We start from the raw sequence: 16,567 nt of genomic DNA, 5'->3' as shown, positions 1-16,567 counted from the left end.
TTATATTTTAAAATATTTATTCAGTTTCATACTTATATGATTGTTTAGCAGACAATCTAAGAATATAGCAATGTCCATCGGTAAAGATAGTTTTGATATACTAGCTAAGCAGTATTAATCGTTGTTATTAAATTTTATGCATGATCCAGTCCTTGAGTCACATCATCCTATATGTGACAAACCTCAGACGCGCCGCGGTATCGAACGTCGTTTAGCTTTATTGCTAAGCGCAACCGAGCTGTTTTTGGAAAAAGGATATGATGCTGTATCTCTTGACGATATCGTAAATCATGCAGGTGGTTCAAAGGCCTCTATTTATAAATATTTTGGAAACAAAGAAGGACTTTTTACCGCTATTTGTGACTATAAGCGTGAAATGTTTTTTAAAGATGTGTGTATTCCATTTAATCCTGAAAAAAGTACTTTAAAAGAATATCTAATTCAAACGCTCGAACGTGTTTACGTTCATATCATTCAACCGGAACATATCGCGTTTTTACGACTTATTATCGAACAGACAGAATGTAATACGGTCCTCATACAATACCTTTATGACAAATGGGTACACAACTTACAGAATACTCTTACTCAAGCATTAGAGTTTGCACATAATGCAGGAGAAATCACATGTCCTTCTCCTTATCATTCTTCACTCATGTACTTTGGGATTTTACGCGATATTGAGTGGCGTATGATTATGGGTATGCCAGCTCTACCCAATGAGAAAGAAGCTTTTGATTATATTGAATATTGTGTAGACATTTTCTTAAAAGGCCACCATAAAGTCTAATTCTTTTGCATTTTGAAATGCTTATAGTATAGTAGACTTCTTTTTCTCCACATCCACCCAGCCAACAACAGATAATTGTTGTATTTCAAAGACAATTATTATGGAGTAGCTACATGGCTCTAAGACATTTCCTGACTTTACGTGATCTATCCACATTAGAACTTAACCGCATCTTAGAACGCGCAAGTGAACTAAAAAAAATGCAACAAGGCAATAAGGTTTATCAGCCTTTTGTTGGTAAAGTATTGGGAATGATTTTTGAAAAATCGAGCACACGCACTCGTATTTCTTTTGAGGCTGGTATTAACCAATTTGGTGGCAGTGCCATCTTTTTGTCACCTCGCGACACACAACTAGGTCGTGGTGAGCCTATTGAAGACTCAGCACGTGTTATATCAAGCATGCTTGATATTGTAATGATTCGTACTTTTGGTCACGACATTGTTGAACGCTTTGCATCTTACTCAAAAGTTCCTGTGATTAACGGCCTAACTGATGACCACCACCCTTGTCAGTTACTTGCAGATTTACAAACTTATATTGAGCATCGCGGTAGTATTGAAGGTAAAACCGTAGCTTGGATTGGTGATGGCAATAATATGTGTAATTCATATATTGAAGCTGCACATTTAATGGGTTTTAAATTAAAAATTGCTTCGCCAAAGGGTTTTGAACCTAAACCTGAATTTTTAGCAGAGTTTGGACATTGTGTTGAGCTTTTTGACAACGCTGAAGATGCCGCTGTAAATGCTGACCTTATCGTTACAGACGTATGGGCAAGCATGGGGCAAGAAGAAGAACAAAAATTACGTAAGAATGCTTTTTCAGCGTTTCAAGTCAATGAAAAACTGATGAGTCTTGCACATCCAGATTGTTTATTTATGCATTGTTTACCAGCACATCGTGGTGAAGAAATTTCAGAAACCATGCTTGATCATAAAAATTCAGTCGTATGGGATGAAGCAGAAAACCGCTTACATGCTCAGAAAGCTTTAATGGAATTTTTATTGAATGAAAATTTGAAAAAAGCTTAATCTCGATAGAAAAACAGCATCTTTAAGGTGCTGTTTTTTTTATTTCCATAAAACTCTTATTTTTCTTGTTTATTTTTAAAATTTTTCACGATGTTGCTGAATATATAAACAGTCTATATTTCAACTACACTCTAGAATCGTGTATAACATTCTACACAATAAGCCAAGCCTACTCTTGTAGAGTGCGATTATGACAACCCTTGAAGAATCACTATCTCAAATCCCTGCATTTTCAATTATTCACGAACACTTATTTAGTTCAGCACAACCTTCTGTTGAACAGCTCAAACTCATTAAAGAGTATGGCTGTAGTACTGTTATCAATTTAGCTTTGACAAATTCATCGAATTGTATTGAAAATGAAGATCAGGTTTGTCTTGAGCACGGTTTAAATTACATTCATATTCCAATTGACTGGGAAACACCTTCTTCTGACCAATGCTTATTGGTTTTAGATTTAATTGATCATTTGGTTCAAAATGAAATCGTTTGGTTACATTGTGCCAAAAACAAACGTGTAAGTTGTCTCATGTATGTATACAGACAATTTTATATGAATATGGACATGCCAACTTCTCAAGATTTACTACACGAAATTTGGGAACCCAATGAAACCTGGACAGGACTAATCCATAGCATTACCTTACAGCTACAAGGCCGTAAGGCTACCTTAGAACTTCAACAGTCTTTGCAACAAACTGATGATTTAGTTTAATTAGAGATTAATACCGTCGCTGTTGCTAAAATTCCTTCTTGGCGACCCGTAAACCCAAGTTTTTCGGTAGTGGTCGCTTTGATACTAATTTGATTTAAATCCACATTCAAAACATCTGCAATGCTTTGGCGCATCTCTAAATTATGTTTCGCTAATTTAGGACGTTCGCAAGCTACAGTAATATCAGCATTATTCAAACGATAACCACGGTCTAATATTAATTGGTAAACGTGTTTTAGCAGTACACGGCTATCCGCTCCTTTAAACTCGGGATCGGTATCTGGAAAATGCTGACCAATATCACCAAGCGCCAGTGCACCGAGTAAAGCATCACATAGCGCATGTAACACAACATCGCCATCAGAATGTGCTTTTAAGCCATGCGTATGTGGAATCTGAACGCCAGCCAAAGTTACGAAGTTACCCTCTTCAAAGGCATGTACATCCATTCCTTGTCCAATACGAATTTGAGCAACCATATAAACTCTTCCCTTCTATAAAAACTTAAGAAATCTTGTATTCAGCTGTTGTGTTTCGCTATAGTACACTTAGCAAAGTAGACTGAAAGTATAAGCGATCATGCCGTCGAATACTGATATGAATCAATTGAAAAGATTAAGTTTTGTCGTGACATTGAGTTGTTTATGCTCACCATTTGTTTTTGCGGAATCTATCGACTGCTTAAATTCAAAATTTGAGCTCAAAATCTGCTCAAAAACCTTTAGTGAAGCGCGTAAGCAACTCAACAATCAATATCTTTCTGCATACTTAGTTACAGATGCCCCCTTAAGACTTCTACAAGATACACAGACTTTGTGGTTTAAACATACTCAACAATGCAAAAACACTTCATGTTTTCAACAACAGTTTGATATACGTGGGGATGATTTAAACTTTTATGCATCACTTAAGCAAACCCTAACGCAGCATTATCTTAAATTTGAAAATGGGCATATTGCAGCTCAACCTGTTCATTTACAAATTCATCAACTTGCTAAAGATAAAATCAAAATCGAAGGATTAGCTTACCGTAATCCAAATAACCGAAAAGATACTCAAACTATTTCACTCATGGCTTATAGCTCTCCTGAACAGAAAAGTGAAATTTTAGACAATGAACATAACTGCAAATATAAGTTCGATTTCCAAAAAGCCTTACTTGTAGTGAAAACCCAACAAAAAGGCTGTGAACGATTTACTGGTGTTTATCGACTATATGATTAATTGATATAAAACAAAAAACCAGTGAATCTACACTGGCTTTTCTTTTTTAAGCTGGATATTTTTGCAGAATATCTTGACTCACCAATACAGCAGTCGCTGCTGATAAAGTCCAACCTAAATGGCCATGTCCGGTATTATAAAAAACTCGTGGCTGTTTAGACTGTTTTACGACTGGTAACATATTTGGCATCATTGGTCTTAAACCTGCCCACGGCACAACATGCTCAGTTGAAATGTCAAAATTACGATTCACCCAATTCACTAAAGGTTGAATACGATCCGCTCGAATGTCTCGATTATAGCCGTTAAACTCAGCTGTACCTGCAATACGTAAACGATCTTGGCCTAAACGAGATGTTACAATTTTGGCGCTTTCATCAAGCAAACTCACCCATGGCGCATTTTTAATACTTTTCTCATCTTTCAATTGGACAGTAATTGAATAGCCTTTTACAGGATAAACATTTACACGCTCACCAATCATGTCAGCCAATTGATAACTTCCAACACCACCACAAACCACCAGAACATCACCTTCTAATTGAAAGCTATCTGTTGGGGAAAGATGCGGATGCTCAGCACTTGGCTGACAATTCAGTACCACTTTATCTATATGACACTTAATATCAGTAACTTCTAAGCCAAACTTATACTGCACCCCATATTGTTTAGTCTTTTCAGCTAAAGTGGTTGAATATTTATGAATATCTCCAGTTGCATCGCTTGGTGTGTAATAACCACCAAAGTACTCACCCGTTAAAGAAGGTTCGATTGACTTCATTTCTTCAGGTGAAACTGAGTAGCGCTCCAAAGTTCCTTTATTCAAGACATCATTAACTCGCTTAGCAATATCATAGTCATCCTTAGTATGATACATATGAAGAATACCGCGTTTCTCCAAATCAAATTGAAGCTGCTCTTTTTCAGCGACTTCAAATAAGCGCTTACGAGCAAGCAATGCTAAACGAACAGTTTCTATCGTATTAGCCTCATAATTTTTAATATGAGATAAAAACTCAACTAACCAGCTATATTTGTGCAAACTAAAAGAAGGATTAAGTAATAGAGGAGCATCTTTTTGCCTCATCCATTTAAAACCTTTTATAACGGTCGCTTTCTGGTTCCAGACTTCTGCATTACAAGCAGATAATTGCCCTCCGTTTGCAAATGATGTTTCCATAGCTGGATAAAGATGGCGATCAATCACTGTGACTTGGTAACCTAATTGAGATAATTCATAGGCTGAAGTAACCCCTGTGATTCCTGCACCAATCACAATAACATGTGGCATAACAGACTCCTCTGAAATGCAAAAACATTTCATCAGTACAGCCCATCTGTCATTTGTACCTGAGAGTTTCGACCTAAATACTACCTTTTAGCATTTCGATCTTCCCCTTCGGTGAGTTTATGACTTATAAGTTTTTATTCTTCATGCTTATAAATCTTAAGCTGCTCTCCAGATTTTTTAATTATTACAGTCCTTTTGCCTGAGAGTTTCCGGGCCTGTTGCTCCTTCGGCGGGTTCTTAAGAACCTCTCTCCCGCAATAATTTTGTATTTATATAAGCAATGTATCTGCCACTTTTAAAAAAACGCATTCTTTTCTTGTAAACTTTTGTACAGCAATTCAATTAAATATGAAAGTATTTGATTTAATTACAAAAAAAGGTGAATTATTTAAATTCACCTTTTGCCATTTATTAAAGCTTTCCTTCAAGCACTTGGTCTGAAACATGACCTTTCCACTGCTCTCTCAAGGTTGGTAAATAAAACTTCTCACCAATTGTGACCAACTCAGCATCAATGAGTGCATGAATTTCGTGCATAAAAATGTAATCTAAGGCAACTAAAGAGAGTTGATGATTTTTTTGCGCTACTTTTTTTCGCTTCACTTGAGCTTGTTTAATTAACTCATTTGCAAAATTTTTATCTTTATATGTGGTGATTGCATTTAAACGAAGCTCAATAACACCCCAACCGGCCAACAATTTTTTGAAAATTTCAAAGTCTTTTGTCGTTGATTCCCAAGTTACATTTTCCAGATTATTATCTTCAGGCAAAACAGGTAACAGCAAATCACCAGTACTTGGAAAAATCTTTTTAAGATTTAACAGAAATTTAACAGGCTGATCACTCGGGTAATCATTAAACTGCACATGTTGTTCGGTATCTGTTAAATAAATCGAGAGCATTCAAAAATCCTTAGCTAAACAACTGTTTATTATGTGTTTAATTTCCATATCGCAAAATAAATAAAAATTAAAAACAATAGAAAAACAGGATAAGGTGGGCATTTTAACAATTATGGCAGCTTATTCAACTCTAAGTTGGTTTGATAAAGCTTAATCAAGAAATAATTACAACCTAGAAACTTACAAATAAATCTCATACAACTTCAAAAATTTAAAAATGCATATATTTTAAATATATTATTTTTTAGTCTACTGTTAAATTTAATGTTATAATACATTGATTTACTCAATTTCATATGGGCTTCCAAAGAAATGAATAGATCAAAATTAATTTTATTATTTTTAAGTATTAGTACTTTTTCTTCTTCGGTATTTTCTGAAACGATTACTTCCCCAATTAAACAAGAATTTTATGACCAAGAATCGAACCGCCATAGAAGTATGCTTGAGGTAAGTAACACTTCAAGTCATAAGTTTAGTGAATCACAACACAATTCTTTTCACTCCGATTCACGCAAGCAAAAAGTAGATTTTTTTGAAATTGCCAAGCAATACCAAGAAGATAAACCTCAAAATACCTATTCCCACTCTCCTGACCAGACAGTAAATATGAGCGATCATGATCGAAGTCTCTACTATATTAGAAATCATGATGATATAGGTCTTAAAAGGGATATTCGTATTCAACAATATAGGTCATTAAAACAACAATACGATAAAGGGGTTATTTCCAATGATGAATACAAAGAGAAAGTTTACAAAATTTTAAAATAAGCTTTTATATATTTTGAAGCCTTCTTTTAGTGGAAGGCTTTTATAATAGTTTTGATATAGATTGTTAAAAATCTTTAAATAACAAAGATTCATAGTAAATAAGCAATAAAAATTAAACAGTTTTAACTGCTAAAAGAAGCCAGACTATTCAAATCTTCTCTACACATAAAGGAGAGATCAATGAAGATCCGCGCTTCACGTACCTATTCAACTTATTCAAATCATTACTTTATTTCGAAAGAATATGAATGCAACGTTATTCCACTAAAAGGAATGTGTTTTACCGATCTTGGTTTGACCGAAAATGGTGTAATCGCACCTATAGAAATTACAGAGGTCACTATAGATCCAGCCTCTAATTCATATCATGTTCTTTTAGCAAAAGACGCCCACGAATATACGAAAGAAGAACTAAAAAGAAAATTTGAAGAAATGAAAGCAAATGGTTGGGAATATATAGAAGATCTACTAGTGTAGTTTTTATTTTCAACCTATACGTTAGAGCACATATGAAAAGCTCTAGATTTAATGTGTAAACATAATAGCCATCAGTAGTACTGTACATTCAATATAAAATGATACTGCTGATGGCTATATAGACCGCTTATTTACTATTTGGCGAAACCATTTTTTCAGGTTTAACGACTTCATCAAATTGTTCTGCTGTTACTAAACCAAGCTCAACAGCCACTTGTTTTAAAGTCTTATTCTCTTTATAAGCAGTTTTCGCTACTTTTGCAGAGTTTTCATAACCAATAACTGGATTCAATGCAGTAACTAACATGAGAGAGTTGTGCAAGAAGTGATCAATTCTATCTCGATTAGGTTCAATTCCAACCGCACAATGATCATTAAAACTATTGCATGCATCGCCAAGAAGCTGAATAGATTGCAATAAATTATAAGCAATCACTGGCATAAATACGTTTAACTCGAAGTTACCAGAAGCACCAGCGATATTAATAGTGGTATCGTTGCCAAGCACTTGTGCAACCACCATAGTCATTGCTTCACTTTGAGTTGGGTTCACTTTACCCGGCATAATGCTTGAGCCAGGTTCATTTTCAGGAATGCGAATTTCACCAAAACCACAGCGTGGGCCACTTGCTAACCAACGAATATCGTTAGCAATCTTATTTAAGCTTACTGCTAAAGTTTTTAAGGCGCCTGATGCAAAAACAGCAGCATCACGCCCTGCAAGTGCTTCAAATTTATTAGGAGCAGTAACAAATGGCAAACCTGTTAAAGCTGCAAGCTGAGCTGCGGCCTTAACAGCATAATCAGGATGAGCATTTAAACCAGTTCCTACTGCTGTACCACCCAATGGCAACTCATACAAACCCGTTAAGGCTTGTTGTAAGCGTACTAAACCATGCTCAAGCTGAGAAACATAACCACTAAATTCTTGGCCTAAGGTTAATGGCGTGGCATCTTGCAAATGAGTACGCCCAATTTTAACAATATCTTGAAACTCATCGGACTTCTTCTGCAAAGTCGCTTTAAGCTGTTCTACAGCTGGAATTAGTAATTCATTGATTTGCAAACTTGCCGCAACGTGAATAGCCGTTGGAAATGAGTCATTGGTAGACTGTGCACGATTGACATGATCATTTGGATGTACTGGTTTTTGTGCACCCAGTGCTTCGCCTAATTTTTGGTTGGCAATATTGGCAATCACTTCATTACAGTTCATGTTGCTTTGCGTACCAGAACCTGTTTGCCAAACTACGAGTGGGAACTGTGAGTCCCATTTCCCTGCAATCACTTCTTCGGCAGCTCCCACAATGTATTGACTTAAATCTTGTGGTAACTGTCCTAACTCGGCATTGGTTATTGCTGCTGCTTTTTTTACCAATCCCATCGCTCGAATCATGGCACGGGGTAAACGCTCCTGCCCGATTTTGAAGTTCTGTAAGCTACGTTGGGTTTGTGCTCCCCATAGCGCTTCATTTGGAACTTCAATCTCACCCATAGTGTCATGTTCAATTCGTGTTTGCATAGAAACCTCGGTTATCTGGTTAAAGAACTCACGGGCTGAAGCAATTTTTGCTTTGGCTAGTTAATTTTAGTATCGTACTCAAGCATTCCATTATTGTAAATAAGAATCATTATCTCATCTTCCATTTAATGTATTTTGATAGAATCTCCACTCATCTTCAATCATTTGCTTCAAAGTTCGTTTCGGATCCCATTGTAATAAATTTTTTGCTTTTCCTATATTTGCACCAAGTTGAGCCAACTCTTCGTGCTTATAAATTGCCGATTGTGTCGGAATTTCAGCTTGGGTCACTTGTGAAATTTCATCTAATAATTGACGAATTGAATGTACTTGGTCATGTGCAATATTAAAAGCTTCACAGCAGTGAGTTTGATCACGCAACCAATGTAGAGTTGCACTTACCGCGTCACATACATCTAACACATGTAGAAAGCTACGTTCCACGGTATGGTCTTCGGTAGTCACCTGATCTTGTAATTCAATTAAATCACGCTGCATCGCTGCAACTTGTAATGCAAGCGGTACAATATTTTTAGGGAGCTGCGCAACATACTCACCTAATACACCATGCTCAAAAGCACCTACAATATTTGATAGGCGTAGGATTGCAATTTTCCATTCATGATCAATTTTATGAGTATCTCTAATGATTTCTTCAATCATCTGTTGAGATTTGATATATGGATTAGGATAACCGTAGTTGAAATCTTCTGTTTCGCTTAACTGCAAACCAGATTTTCCATAGACTGCCAAGCTAGATAAATGAATGAAATGACGAACCCCTGTACGTTGCATCGCACGTAATAGGCTCATAATGCAACTGACATTATCGTTGTAATATTCGAGCGGTTTTAAATTAGATTCTTCAATAGATTTAAAACCAGCTGTGTGAATGACTGCATCGATTGAGTACTGTTCAAATACTTTGTTCAATGCAGGTGTATTACGTACATCAAGTTTAACAAACGGAACGTACATACCAGAGATGTATTCTAACCGCTCAAGCGTTTGCAAGGTCGAGTTAGCCAAATTATCGACAATAACCACTTCTTGGCCTTGAGCCAACAGACTCAATGCAATGTGTGAACCGATAAAGCCTAAACCACCTGTCACTAAAATCATTGTATACTTACCTTTCTCTTAATGTATCTACGCCCATTTAGACGTATGACCATAGTGAATTCTCAATGAGTACATTACTACTAATAACCTCTGCTCCTACTTCAATCCATGCTTGGCATGCACTGGGCCTTGCTCAGGCACTCAAAAGTAAAAATGAAGACTTTCGTGTATTCTTTTACCAAGATGGCGTTCAGGTTGCGAATGATTTTCAGTGGGTTCCTGACGACCAGCGTAATTTAACGCATGAATGGCAAAAGCTCTCGATCCGACTTCCTGTCTGTGTCAGCGCCGCCCTTGCACGTGGTATTACCGATGCAGAAAATGCGAGTCGCCATCAACTTAGTCATCACAACCTAGCGGACAACTTTGAGTTAGTTGGACTAGGTGAACTTGCTGATGCAGTACAGTCAGCCTCTCGTCTTCTTCAATTCTAAGTTACTTTGTTAACTTAGATTGTTGCTTTTAAAAGGTATATTGTGTGAAAACTGTACTCGTTATTTTGACCCAAGCCAATCTAACCAGCCTACAAGTCAATGAAAGCCTCGCCGCTACTATGGTTTTAGCAACCTTTGGCTCACCAGTCAAAGTATTATTGAAAGATGCAGCTCTTAGCCTCTTACAAAATGAACATAACTTTGACCAGTTGCAGCATGCTTTTAAAATTGCTTCAAACATGGTGGATAGCTTTGAGTTTTATGACTTGAGCCCCATTCTTGTTGAGACCAAAAATAAACAGCATCCTTTTGTTCAAAACAGTGAGCAGGAGCTAGAGTTTGTTCAGTTAGATACTGAACTCATCCAATCCTTCAATCATGTCTTATATTGGTAGATAAAGGTGTAAATTTAATGACGCAATCAACACTTTATCTGGTGCAAGCTTCTTATCACCATACCCCTCGTATTATTGAAGAACTTGAAAAACTTTTTCATCAAGACGATCAGGTTGTTTTTATGGGCGATTCAACCGCACAGCTTTCCCTAAGCATTTGTCAGCAGTTTGGCTCAGTTTCTTGTTTGTCTCATGAAAAAGATTTAATTGATGCAGAAACCTTAGCTCACGTTAATGTATTAAACTATGACCAGTTTGCTGATCTGGTTTTACAATTTAATCGATGCATTTCTTTGAAATAATATAGTTAGGCTCATTTTTATGAATTTAGAATTAGATCAAGATGGTCATTTAGTCGACTATACGATTTGGAATCCCGAAGTCGCACAGGAACTTGCCAAATCTCTCGATCTTGAATTAACAGATTGGCATTTTGAAGTTTTAGCTGCGGTTCGCCAATTTTATCAGCAATTTGGTCATTCTCCAGCGACTCGTCCCCTCATTAAATTCTTAATGAAAACTGTCAGTCCTGATATCAATAATGCTGTTTTACAGCAAAAATTTAATACTGGTTTAGTTGCGCGCCATCTCAGTCGTTTAGCAGGCATTCCTAAACCAGCAAATTGTTTATAACTTTTTTATGCGAACTTTTTAGCGGCAGCGACACATAGAATTGTTACTGCCGTTACCATTAACATCGACCAACTTACATGTTCATGTAATAACAGTGCGGCAATCGCGAGTCCCATTAAAGGTTGTAAAAGCTGTAGCTGGCTAATTGCAGCAATACCGCCTTGTGCAAGCCCTTTGTACCAGAAAAAGAACCCGATAAGCATACTAAATAACGATACATAAACCAGCCCTGCTATCGCCGATGTAGATACATCTTGGAAAGAAACAGGCATATAAAAAACGGTAGCAAACAGCATAATTGGTAAAGCTAAAATAAGTGCCCAACAAATCACCTGCCAGCCACCTATTTTTTTCGAAAGTACTCCACCTTCTGCATAGCCAAATCCACATAGAATAATTGCAATAAGCATGTATAAATCGCCGATGCAAAAAGAAGCTTCACCCGACAAAAAAAACATGTAGGTAAAGACAACCAGGCTGCCTAAAATTGCAAATATCCAAAAAAATAAATTTGGTTTTTCTCCACCTCTCACTACTGCGAATATGGCAGTAGCGAGCGGTAGAAGACTCACAAAGACAATTGAATGTGCTGCATTCATATATTGCAAAGCAAGTGCCGTAAATAAGGGAAAACCCACCACAACACCTAAAGCAACTATTGCGAGTGGCCACCAATCTTGTTTAGCTGGTCTTTTTTCTTTAAGCAAAAAGATAAGAATTAATCCTAAAACACCCGCAATAACTGCTCTTGCCGCCGTCAGAAAACCAGGCTCAAAACCTGTTACCGCAACACGGGTAGCCGGTAATGAACCGGCAAAAATTGCAACCCCTATAAAACCATTCACCCAACCGTTCATAAACTTTTGCATATTATTCTCCGGAACTATACGAAGAATTTAAGCTGTGATATGGTGTTGAAACCAGATACAAAGCAGTACAATTTTAAAAAACTGTTATGTATAAATAAGCAGTACAGTTAGAGATGATTAACGTGAACCAGTCAAAAACAAAAATCGAGTTTGTTATTTCACAGATTGAACAACAAATTAAAAATCGTTCTCTAACCCCAGGTTCCCGTTTACCTTCTGTACGCAAACTGGCAAAAGATTTAGGTTTTTCTGTTTCTACCATTGTCGAAGCTTATGAACGATTAATTGCCGTAGGTAAAATTGAATCTCGAAGTGGTTCCGGTTTTTATGTAGTTGGGCCACTTGCACCTTTAGCCTTAAGTGAATTAGGCCCTAAATTAGATCGCTCTATCAATCCATTATGGATTTCACGTCAGTCATTGGAAGCAAAACCTGATGCTTTTAAACCCGGTTGTGGCTGGTTACCAAATGACTGGATGCCGCTTGAAAGTATCCGCAAAGCATTAAGGTCAGCCACACGTAACGAAGATGATAACTTAATGGGCTATTCTTCACCTTTAGGACTACCCGCATTACGAGATTTACTCGCTCGACGAGCACAAAGTAAGGGCATAGAAGCAAACTTGAACCAAGTTCTTTTAACTGATTCGGGTACCCAAGCAATTGATCTGGTTTGCCGTTTCTTACTTAAACCAGATGATGTTGTTCTGATTGATGACCCTTGCTACTTTAACTTCCATGCCCTACTTAAAGTTCATCAAGTTAAAGTTATTGGTATTCCTTACACACCAAATGGTCCAGATTTAGAAGCATTTAAAGAAGCGATTGAGACCTATAATCCGCGGCTTTATATTACAAACTCTGGAATACACAATCCAACTGGTGCAACACTCTCACTCTCGATCGCTCATCAATTATTAAAACTCATTGAGCAGTCTAATTTGATTGTGATTGAAGACGATATATTTTCAGATTTTGAACATACTTCAGCGCCACGGCTTGCGGCCCTAGACAACCTTTCACGCGTGATTTTTATTGGAAGTTTCTCTAAAACGCTCTCTGCCTCTATTCGCTGCGGCTACATTATTGCGAAACCAGAATGGATTGATCAAATTACCGATTTAAAAATTGCTACTAGCTTTTCTCACAATGGACTCTCAGCCAAGATATTACATACAGCTTTAACCGATGGTTCATACCGTAAGCATCTAGATGTGTTGAAAGTTCGTTTAGCCCAATCCATGCAGGAAACGATAGCAAAACTTAAAGCGATTGGAATAGAACCGTGGATTGAACCAAAGGCCGGAATTTTTGTGTGGTGTCGTCTACCAGAAGGAATAGATGCAGCAAAGATTGCACAGTTTTGCTTGAATCGAGAAGTGATTCTTGCTCCGGGTAATGCCTTTAGCCAATCAAAATCGGCAGGCCAATTTATTCGTTTTAATATTACCCAGTCAAACCATGATTATATTTATAAGACTCTTACAGAAGCACTTCAGCAAGAGTCTTTAAACAAAGAGCTTTAAGCTTGTTTTTTCTTTTGTTCCATATAAGCAAAGTAGCCCGGTCCAGCCGAAACTTGAACTTGTTTTGCATGTAAAGGTTCACGGCAGACTGAACATACCATGACTGGTTCAAATTTATGACCACAAGCTTTATGGCGATATTCCAAAGGTTTACCTAAACCTTGATCCATCCATTTATCTGCCCAATTCGCCATAGATAATATAATTGGATAAAGCTCAAATCCTTTATCAGTGAGACGATATTCAAAACGTTCCTGACGGTCAAAATAAGGAGCTTTGACTAAAATTTCGTATTCAACCAAACGCTTTAAACGATCCGACAACACATGACGAGTGACACCTAGTGATTTTTGAAAATCATCAAAACGGCGAATTCCCATAAAAGCATTACGTAATATTAGCATCGTCCAGCGATCACCAATTACCGATAGCATACGGGCAACAGAACAAGGTTGATCACCGATGTCATCCCATTTCATCTTTATGCTTACCTCAATATAGAACTGGCCTACTTGCCTTATTATTTATACCCTAAACCACTTAATATGTTATATGCAATATTCAGCTTAAAAATAAGTTTTTAATATACTTATGACGCCTATTTTTTAAATAACCATGAATAGAAATACTTATAAAATATGATTAACTTATAAGTATAAATTAATCATATTCAGCTTATTTATAGGCTAATTTGAAATAAAGATTCCTTTTAATAAAGTACCTGACTCTAGTTTTGTACTCGCAGGAATACGGACTAAACAATTGGCTTGCATAAGGTTACTCAGCATATGAGACTGCTGCTTAGCCAAACTTTTTACTCTAAGTTGTCCTGCATCAAAATAAGCATACATTCGCAAAAAACGCTCACGTGCATCTTCTTTTAAATCATGCTCTAAAATTGCGGTAAACCATTCTGGTCCGTGTCTATTACCCTGCAATGCATCAAGCAAAGATTTACCGTAAACTTGCATTGCTACATATACCGCAGCCGGATTGCCTGGTAGGCCGAGCAAATAGCAAGAATGGCTAGCTTGTGAATTATGGTATTCGGCAAAGAATAAAGGTTTACCCGGTTTTTGTTTAACTTTCCAAAAGATTTGTTCAAACCCAACTTCGAAAGCACAGGGCCGGACAAAGTCGTAGTCTCCGACCGAAACTCCGCCAGTCGTTATAACAACATCATGGCTGTCTTTTAGCTGGTTAAAGTATTGGGTGACCTGTTCAGCTTCATCTGCAACATGAATGAGTTCGATATCTAAACCATAATCTTCAAACCAAGCTTTTAATAAAGGCCCATTTGCATCAAAGACTTTTCCATCAATTAAATCATCTACCGTTTGAGCAACTTCATCACCTGTGACTAGTACTGCAACTTTTGGTCTACGATAAACAGTAAGCTCTTGCACTCCCGCCATACTTAAAGCAGCCAAGCTTCCAATATTTAGAAACTGTCCTACTTGAGCAAGCAACTGCCCCTGCTGGATTTCTTCACCGGTAAAGCGGATATCAGCTTGAGGGCGTATATGTTCCGTTAAACAAATTTCTTGAGCCGAAATAACCGATACGATTTCTTGCCGAGCTACATGCGTTGTCCCTTCAGGAATTTTACCGCCCGTAAATATACGAATTGCCTGACCTTCACCGAGTATGTCGTGACTCTCACTTCCGGCACGAATCTCGCCAGTAACCTGAAACTTTTGATTATTTAAGTCTTCTGCATGGCTACAAAGTGCATAACCGTCTACTGCACTTTGAGAAAAGCTAGGTAGATTAATTTCAGAGTAAATATCTTTAGCAAGATAGCTACTTAGGCTATTTATTAGAGTCTTTTGAATAGAGTTTAAGTCTTTAGGCTTATTAATCACTAAATCTAGCGCTTCATCTATACTGATTAATCCACGCTCAGCACCACAACCTGACATTATTCATAGCCTCCCGGATGCGGTAAATCACGGCAAACATCAAAAATATGGACTAAGGCAGGTAAAATAGCAGCCATTGATTCGCTTGCTCCACCACGGCTTCCCGGTAACGTCACCACTAACGAACGGTCAATAAACCCTGCTACTCCGCGCGACATGGCAGCATACGGTGTACGCTTTTGTCCAAATGAGCGAGCAGCTTCCATTAAGCCATCTAATTTACGTTCTAAAAGAGGCTCTAGCGTATCAACCGTAATATCACGCTTGCCAATTCCTGTACCACCAACAGTCATAATGCAAGCATATGATTTGCTCAACTCAAGCACTAAGTTTTTTAAAGTTTCCGCTTCATCGGGCAAAATTTGGTAATGAATGGGGTCAAACCCTGCTTCAGTTAAAGTTTCAACCACAGATTTTCCGGCAGTATCCGGCTTTCTACCCGCCGCTACGGTATCTGACAATACAATAACCGCAGCCGAAACAGGCTGACGAAGAACTCGCTTGAAGTGTGATTTACCACCTTTTTTCTTAAGTAGTTTACATTGATCCATCCAGAGCTCTTCTGGTTCACAATGTGGCTTTAACATGTCATAGATGGTTAAACCTGCAAGACTTGCCGCCGTTAAAGCTTCCATTTCTACGCCCGTTGGCCCAATGGTCTCAACGACCGTAATAATTTTTACAAAGTCATGTTCTAATTCATATTCAATATCTGCCCGATAAATCGGTAGCGGATGACATAATGGAATCAGCTCATCAGTTCGTTTTGCTGCCAAAATTCCTGCAACACGTGCTGTTTTTAATGCATCACCTTTTTCCGTGTTTCCTTGTCTTAATAGTTCAATACAGTGCGGTGGTGCATATAAAATCGCTTGTGCTTCAGCAACACGATAACTTTCCGGCTTCATTCCAACGTTTTTCATTATTTATCCTAGT

Annotated in this window: 20 protein-coding genes and 1 riboswitch; of the genes, 11 read left to right on the top strand and 9 right to left on the bottom strand. The window is 37.5% G+C overall.

Features of this window, described 5'->3' with window-relative positions; translation table 11 throughout:
• Positions 1-136: 136 nt before the first annotated feature.
• From NE363_RS07980 to NE363_RS07970, 3 genes are all read left to right on the top strand, one after another.
• On the top strand, positions 137-790 hold the full coding sequence (locus tag NE363_RS07980; RefSeq protein WP_004701188.1) for a TetR/AcrR family transcriptional regulator: 654 nt from the start codon (positions 137-139) through the stop codon (positions 788-790).
• A 113-nt stretch (positions 791-903) separates the two neighbouring features.
• Positions 904-1,824: an ornithine carbamoyltransferase gene (argF, locus tag NE363_RS07975; protein WP_004701186.1), complete on the top strand. Its 921-nt coding sequence runs from the start codon at positions 904-906 to the stop codon at positions 1,822-1,824.
• A gap of 190 nt (positions 1,825-2,014) precedes the next feature.
• Positions 2,015-2,539, top strand: coding sequence for a protein tyrosine phosphatase family protein (locus tag NE363_RS07970; RefSeq protein WP_004701184.1), 525 nt, complete (start codon positions 2,015-2,017; stop codon positions 2,537-2,539).
• Here NE363_RS07970 and ispF read toward each other — a convergent pair.
• On the bottom strand, positions 2,536-3,018 hold the full coding sequence (ispF, locus tag NE363_RS07965) for a 2-C-methyl-D-erythritol 2,4-cyclodiphosphate synthase (protein WP_004701182.1): 483 nt from the start codon (positions 3,016-3,018) through the stop codon (positions 2,536-2,538). The two genes, NE363_RS07970 and ispF, sit on opposite strands and share 4 nt — an antisense overlap.
• Before the next feature lie 100 nt (positions 3,019-3,118).
• On the opposite strand from ispF, the gene NE363_RS07960 reads away from it, so the two are divergent.
• A complete protein-coding gene (locus tag NE363_RS07960; RefSeq protein ID WP_445536217.1) occupies positions 3,119-3,763 on the top strand; it encodes an A1S_1983 family putative colistin resistance protein in 645 nt (214 codons plus the stop codon).
• A 46-nt stretch (positions 3,764-3,809) separates the two neighbouring features.
• Here NE363_RS07960 and NE363_RS07955 read toward each other — a convergent pair whose 3' ends face one another.
• Together NE363_RS07955 and NE363_RS07950 are read right to left on the bottom strand one after the other, a co-directional pair.
• A complete protein-coding gene (locus tag NE363_RS07955; protein WP_308961641.1) occupies positions 3,810-5,054 on the bottom strand; it encodes a D-amino acid dehydrogenase in 1,245 nt (414 codons plus the stop codon).
• Positions 5,055-5,231: 177 nt separating this feature from the next.
• Positions 5,232-5,319: riboswitch (glycine riboswitch) on the bottom strand.
• A 146-nt stretch (positions 5,320-5,465) separates the two neighbouring features.
• Positions 5,466-5,957 (bottom strand): hypothetical protein, encoded by a 492-nt coding sequence (locus NE363_RS07950; protein WP_004708388.1) that lies wholly within the window; start codon positions 5,955-5,957, stop codon positions 5,466-5,468.
• Between the two features lie 312 nt (positions 5,958-6,269).
• Between NE363_RS07950 and NE363_RS07945 the strand changes: the two genes are divergently transcribed.
• Entirely contained in the window at positions 6,270-6,731 is a 462-nt protein-coding gene (locus NE363_RS07945) for a hypothetical protein (protein WP_445536216.1), read from the top strand.
• A gap of 180 nt (positions 6,732-6,911) precedes the next feature.
• A complete protein-coding gene (locus tag NE363_RS07940) occupies positions 6,912-7,208 on the top strand; it encodes a hypothetical protein (protein ID WP_445536215.1) in 297 nt (98 codons plus the stop codon).
• A gap of 127 nt (positions 7,209-7,335) precedes the next feature.
• Here NE363_RS07940 and fumC read toward each other — a convergent pair whose 3' ends face one another.
• Positions 7,336-8,730 (bottom strand): class II fumarate hydratase, encoded by a 1,395-nt coding sequence (fumC, locus tag NE363_RS07935; RefSeq protein WP_445536214.1) that lies wholly within the window; start codon positions 8,728-8,730, stop codon positions 7,336-7,338.
• A gap of 114 nt (positions 8,731-8,844) precedes the next feature.
• The gene (galE, locus tag NE363_RS07930) at positions 8,845-9,852 is read right to left on the bottom strand and encodes a UDP-glucose 4-epimerase GalE (RefSeq protein WP_445536213.1); all 1,008 of its coding nucleotides are present in this window, start codon (positions 9,850-9,852) and stop codon (positions 8,845-8,847) included.
• Between the two features lie 65 nt (positions 9,853-9,917).
• On the opposite strand from galE, the gene tusD reads away from it, so the two are divergent.
• From tusD to NE363_RS07910, 4 genes are read left to right on the top strand one after another with little or no spacing between them, the layout of a single operon-like run.
• Entirely contained in the window at positions 9,918-10,286 is a 369-nt protein-coding gene (gene tusD / locus NE363_RS07925) for a sulfurtransferase complex subunit TusD (protein WP_004701165.1), read from the top strand.
• 44 nt (positions 10,287-10,330) lie between these two features.
• Positions 10,331-10,681 (top strand): hypothetical protein, encoded by a 351-nt coding sequence (locus NE363_RS07920; RefSeq protein ID WP_077163348.1) that lies wholly within the window; start codon positions 10,331-10,333, stop codon positions 10,679-10,681.
• A 17-nt stretch (positions 10,682-10,698) separates the two neighbouring features.
• A complete protein-coding gene (locus NE363_RS07915) occupies positions 10,699-10,983 on the top strand; it encodes a DsrH like protein (protein ID WP_288421074.1) in 285 nt (94 codons plus the stop codon).
• Positions 10,984-11,002: 19 nt separating this feature from the next.
• Entirely contained in the window at positions 11,003-11,314 is a 312-nt protein-coding gene (locus tag NE363_RS07910; protein ID WP_001047539.1) for a TusE/DsrC/DsvC family sulfur relay protein, read from the top strand.
• Between the two features lie 5 nt (positions 11,315-11,319).
• Here NE363_RS07910 and NE363_RS07905 read toward each other — a convergent pair whose 3' ends face one another.
• A complete protein-coding gene (locus NE363_RS07905; protein WP_445536212.1) occupies positions 11,320-12,183 on the bottom strand; it encodes a DMT family transporter in 864 nt (287 codons plus the stop codon).
• A gap of 122 nt (positions 12,184-12,305) precedes the next feature.
• Here NE363_RS07905 and NE363_RS07900 point away from each other — a divergent pair, with 122 nt between their 5' ends.
• Positions 12,306-13,709, top strand: coding sequence for an aminotransferase-like domain-containing protein (locus NE363_RS07900; RefSeq protein WP_445536211.1), 1,404 nt, complete (start codon positions 12,306-12,308; stop codon positions 13,707-13,709).
• Here the strand turns inward: NE363_RS07900 and NE363_RS07895 are convergent.
• From NE363_RS07895 to moaCB, 3 genes are all read right to left on the bottom strand, one after another.
• Positions 13,706-14,188 (bottom strand): winged helix-turn-helix transcriptional regulator, encoded by a 483-nt coding sequence (locus tag NE363_RS07895; RefSeq protein ID WP_049066221.1) that lies wholly within the window; start codon positions 14,186-14,188, stop codon positions 13,706-13,708. The genes NE363_RS07900 and NE363_RS07895 overlap by 4 nt on opposite strands.
• A gap of 207 nt (positions 14,189-14,395) precedes the next feature.
• Positions 14,396-15,631, bottom strand: coding sequence for a molybdopterin molybdotransferase MoeA (locus NE363_RS07890; RefSeq protein WP_445536210.1), 1,236 nt, complete (start codon positions 15,629-15,631; stop codon positions 14,396-14,398).
• A complete protein-coding gene (gene moaCB, locus NE363_RS07885) occupies positions 15,631-16,554 on the bottom strand; it encodes a bifunctional molybdenum cofactor biosynthesis protein MoaC/MoaB (protein ID WP_308964881.1) in 924 nt (307 codons plus the stop codon). The genes NE363_RS07890 and moaCB overlap by 1 nt, the downstream gene beginning before the upstream one ends.
• Positions 16,555-16,567 lie beyond the last annotated feature (13 nt).

It is taken from the genome of Acinetobacter sp. G18, assembly GCF_052660225.1.
This window is presented reverse-complemented; position numbering and strand designations above follow the sequence as displayed.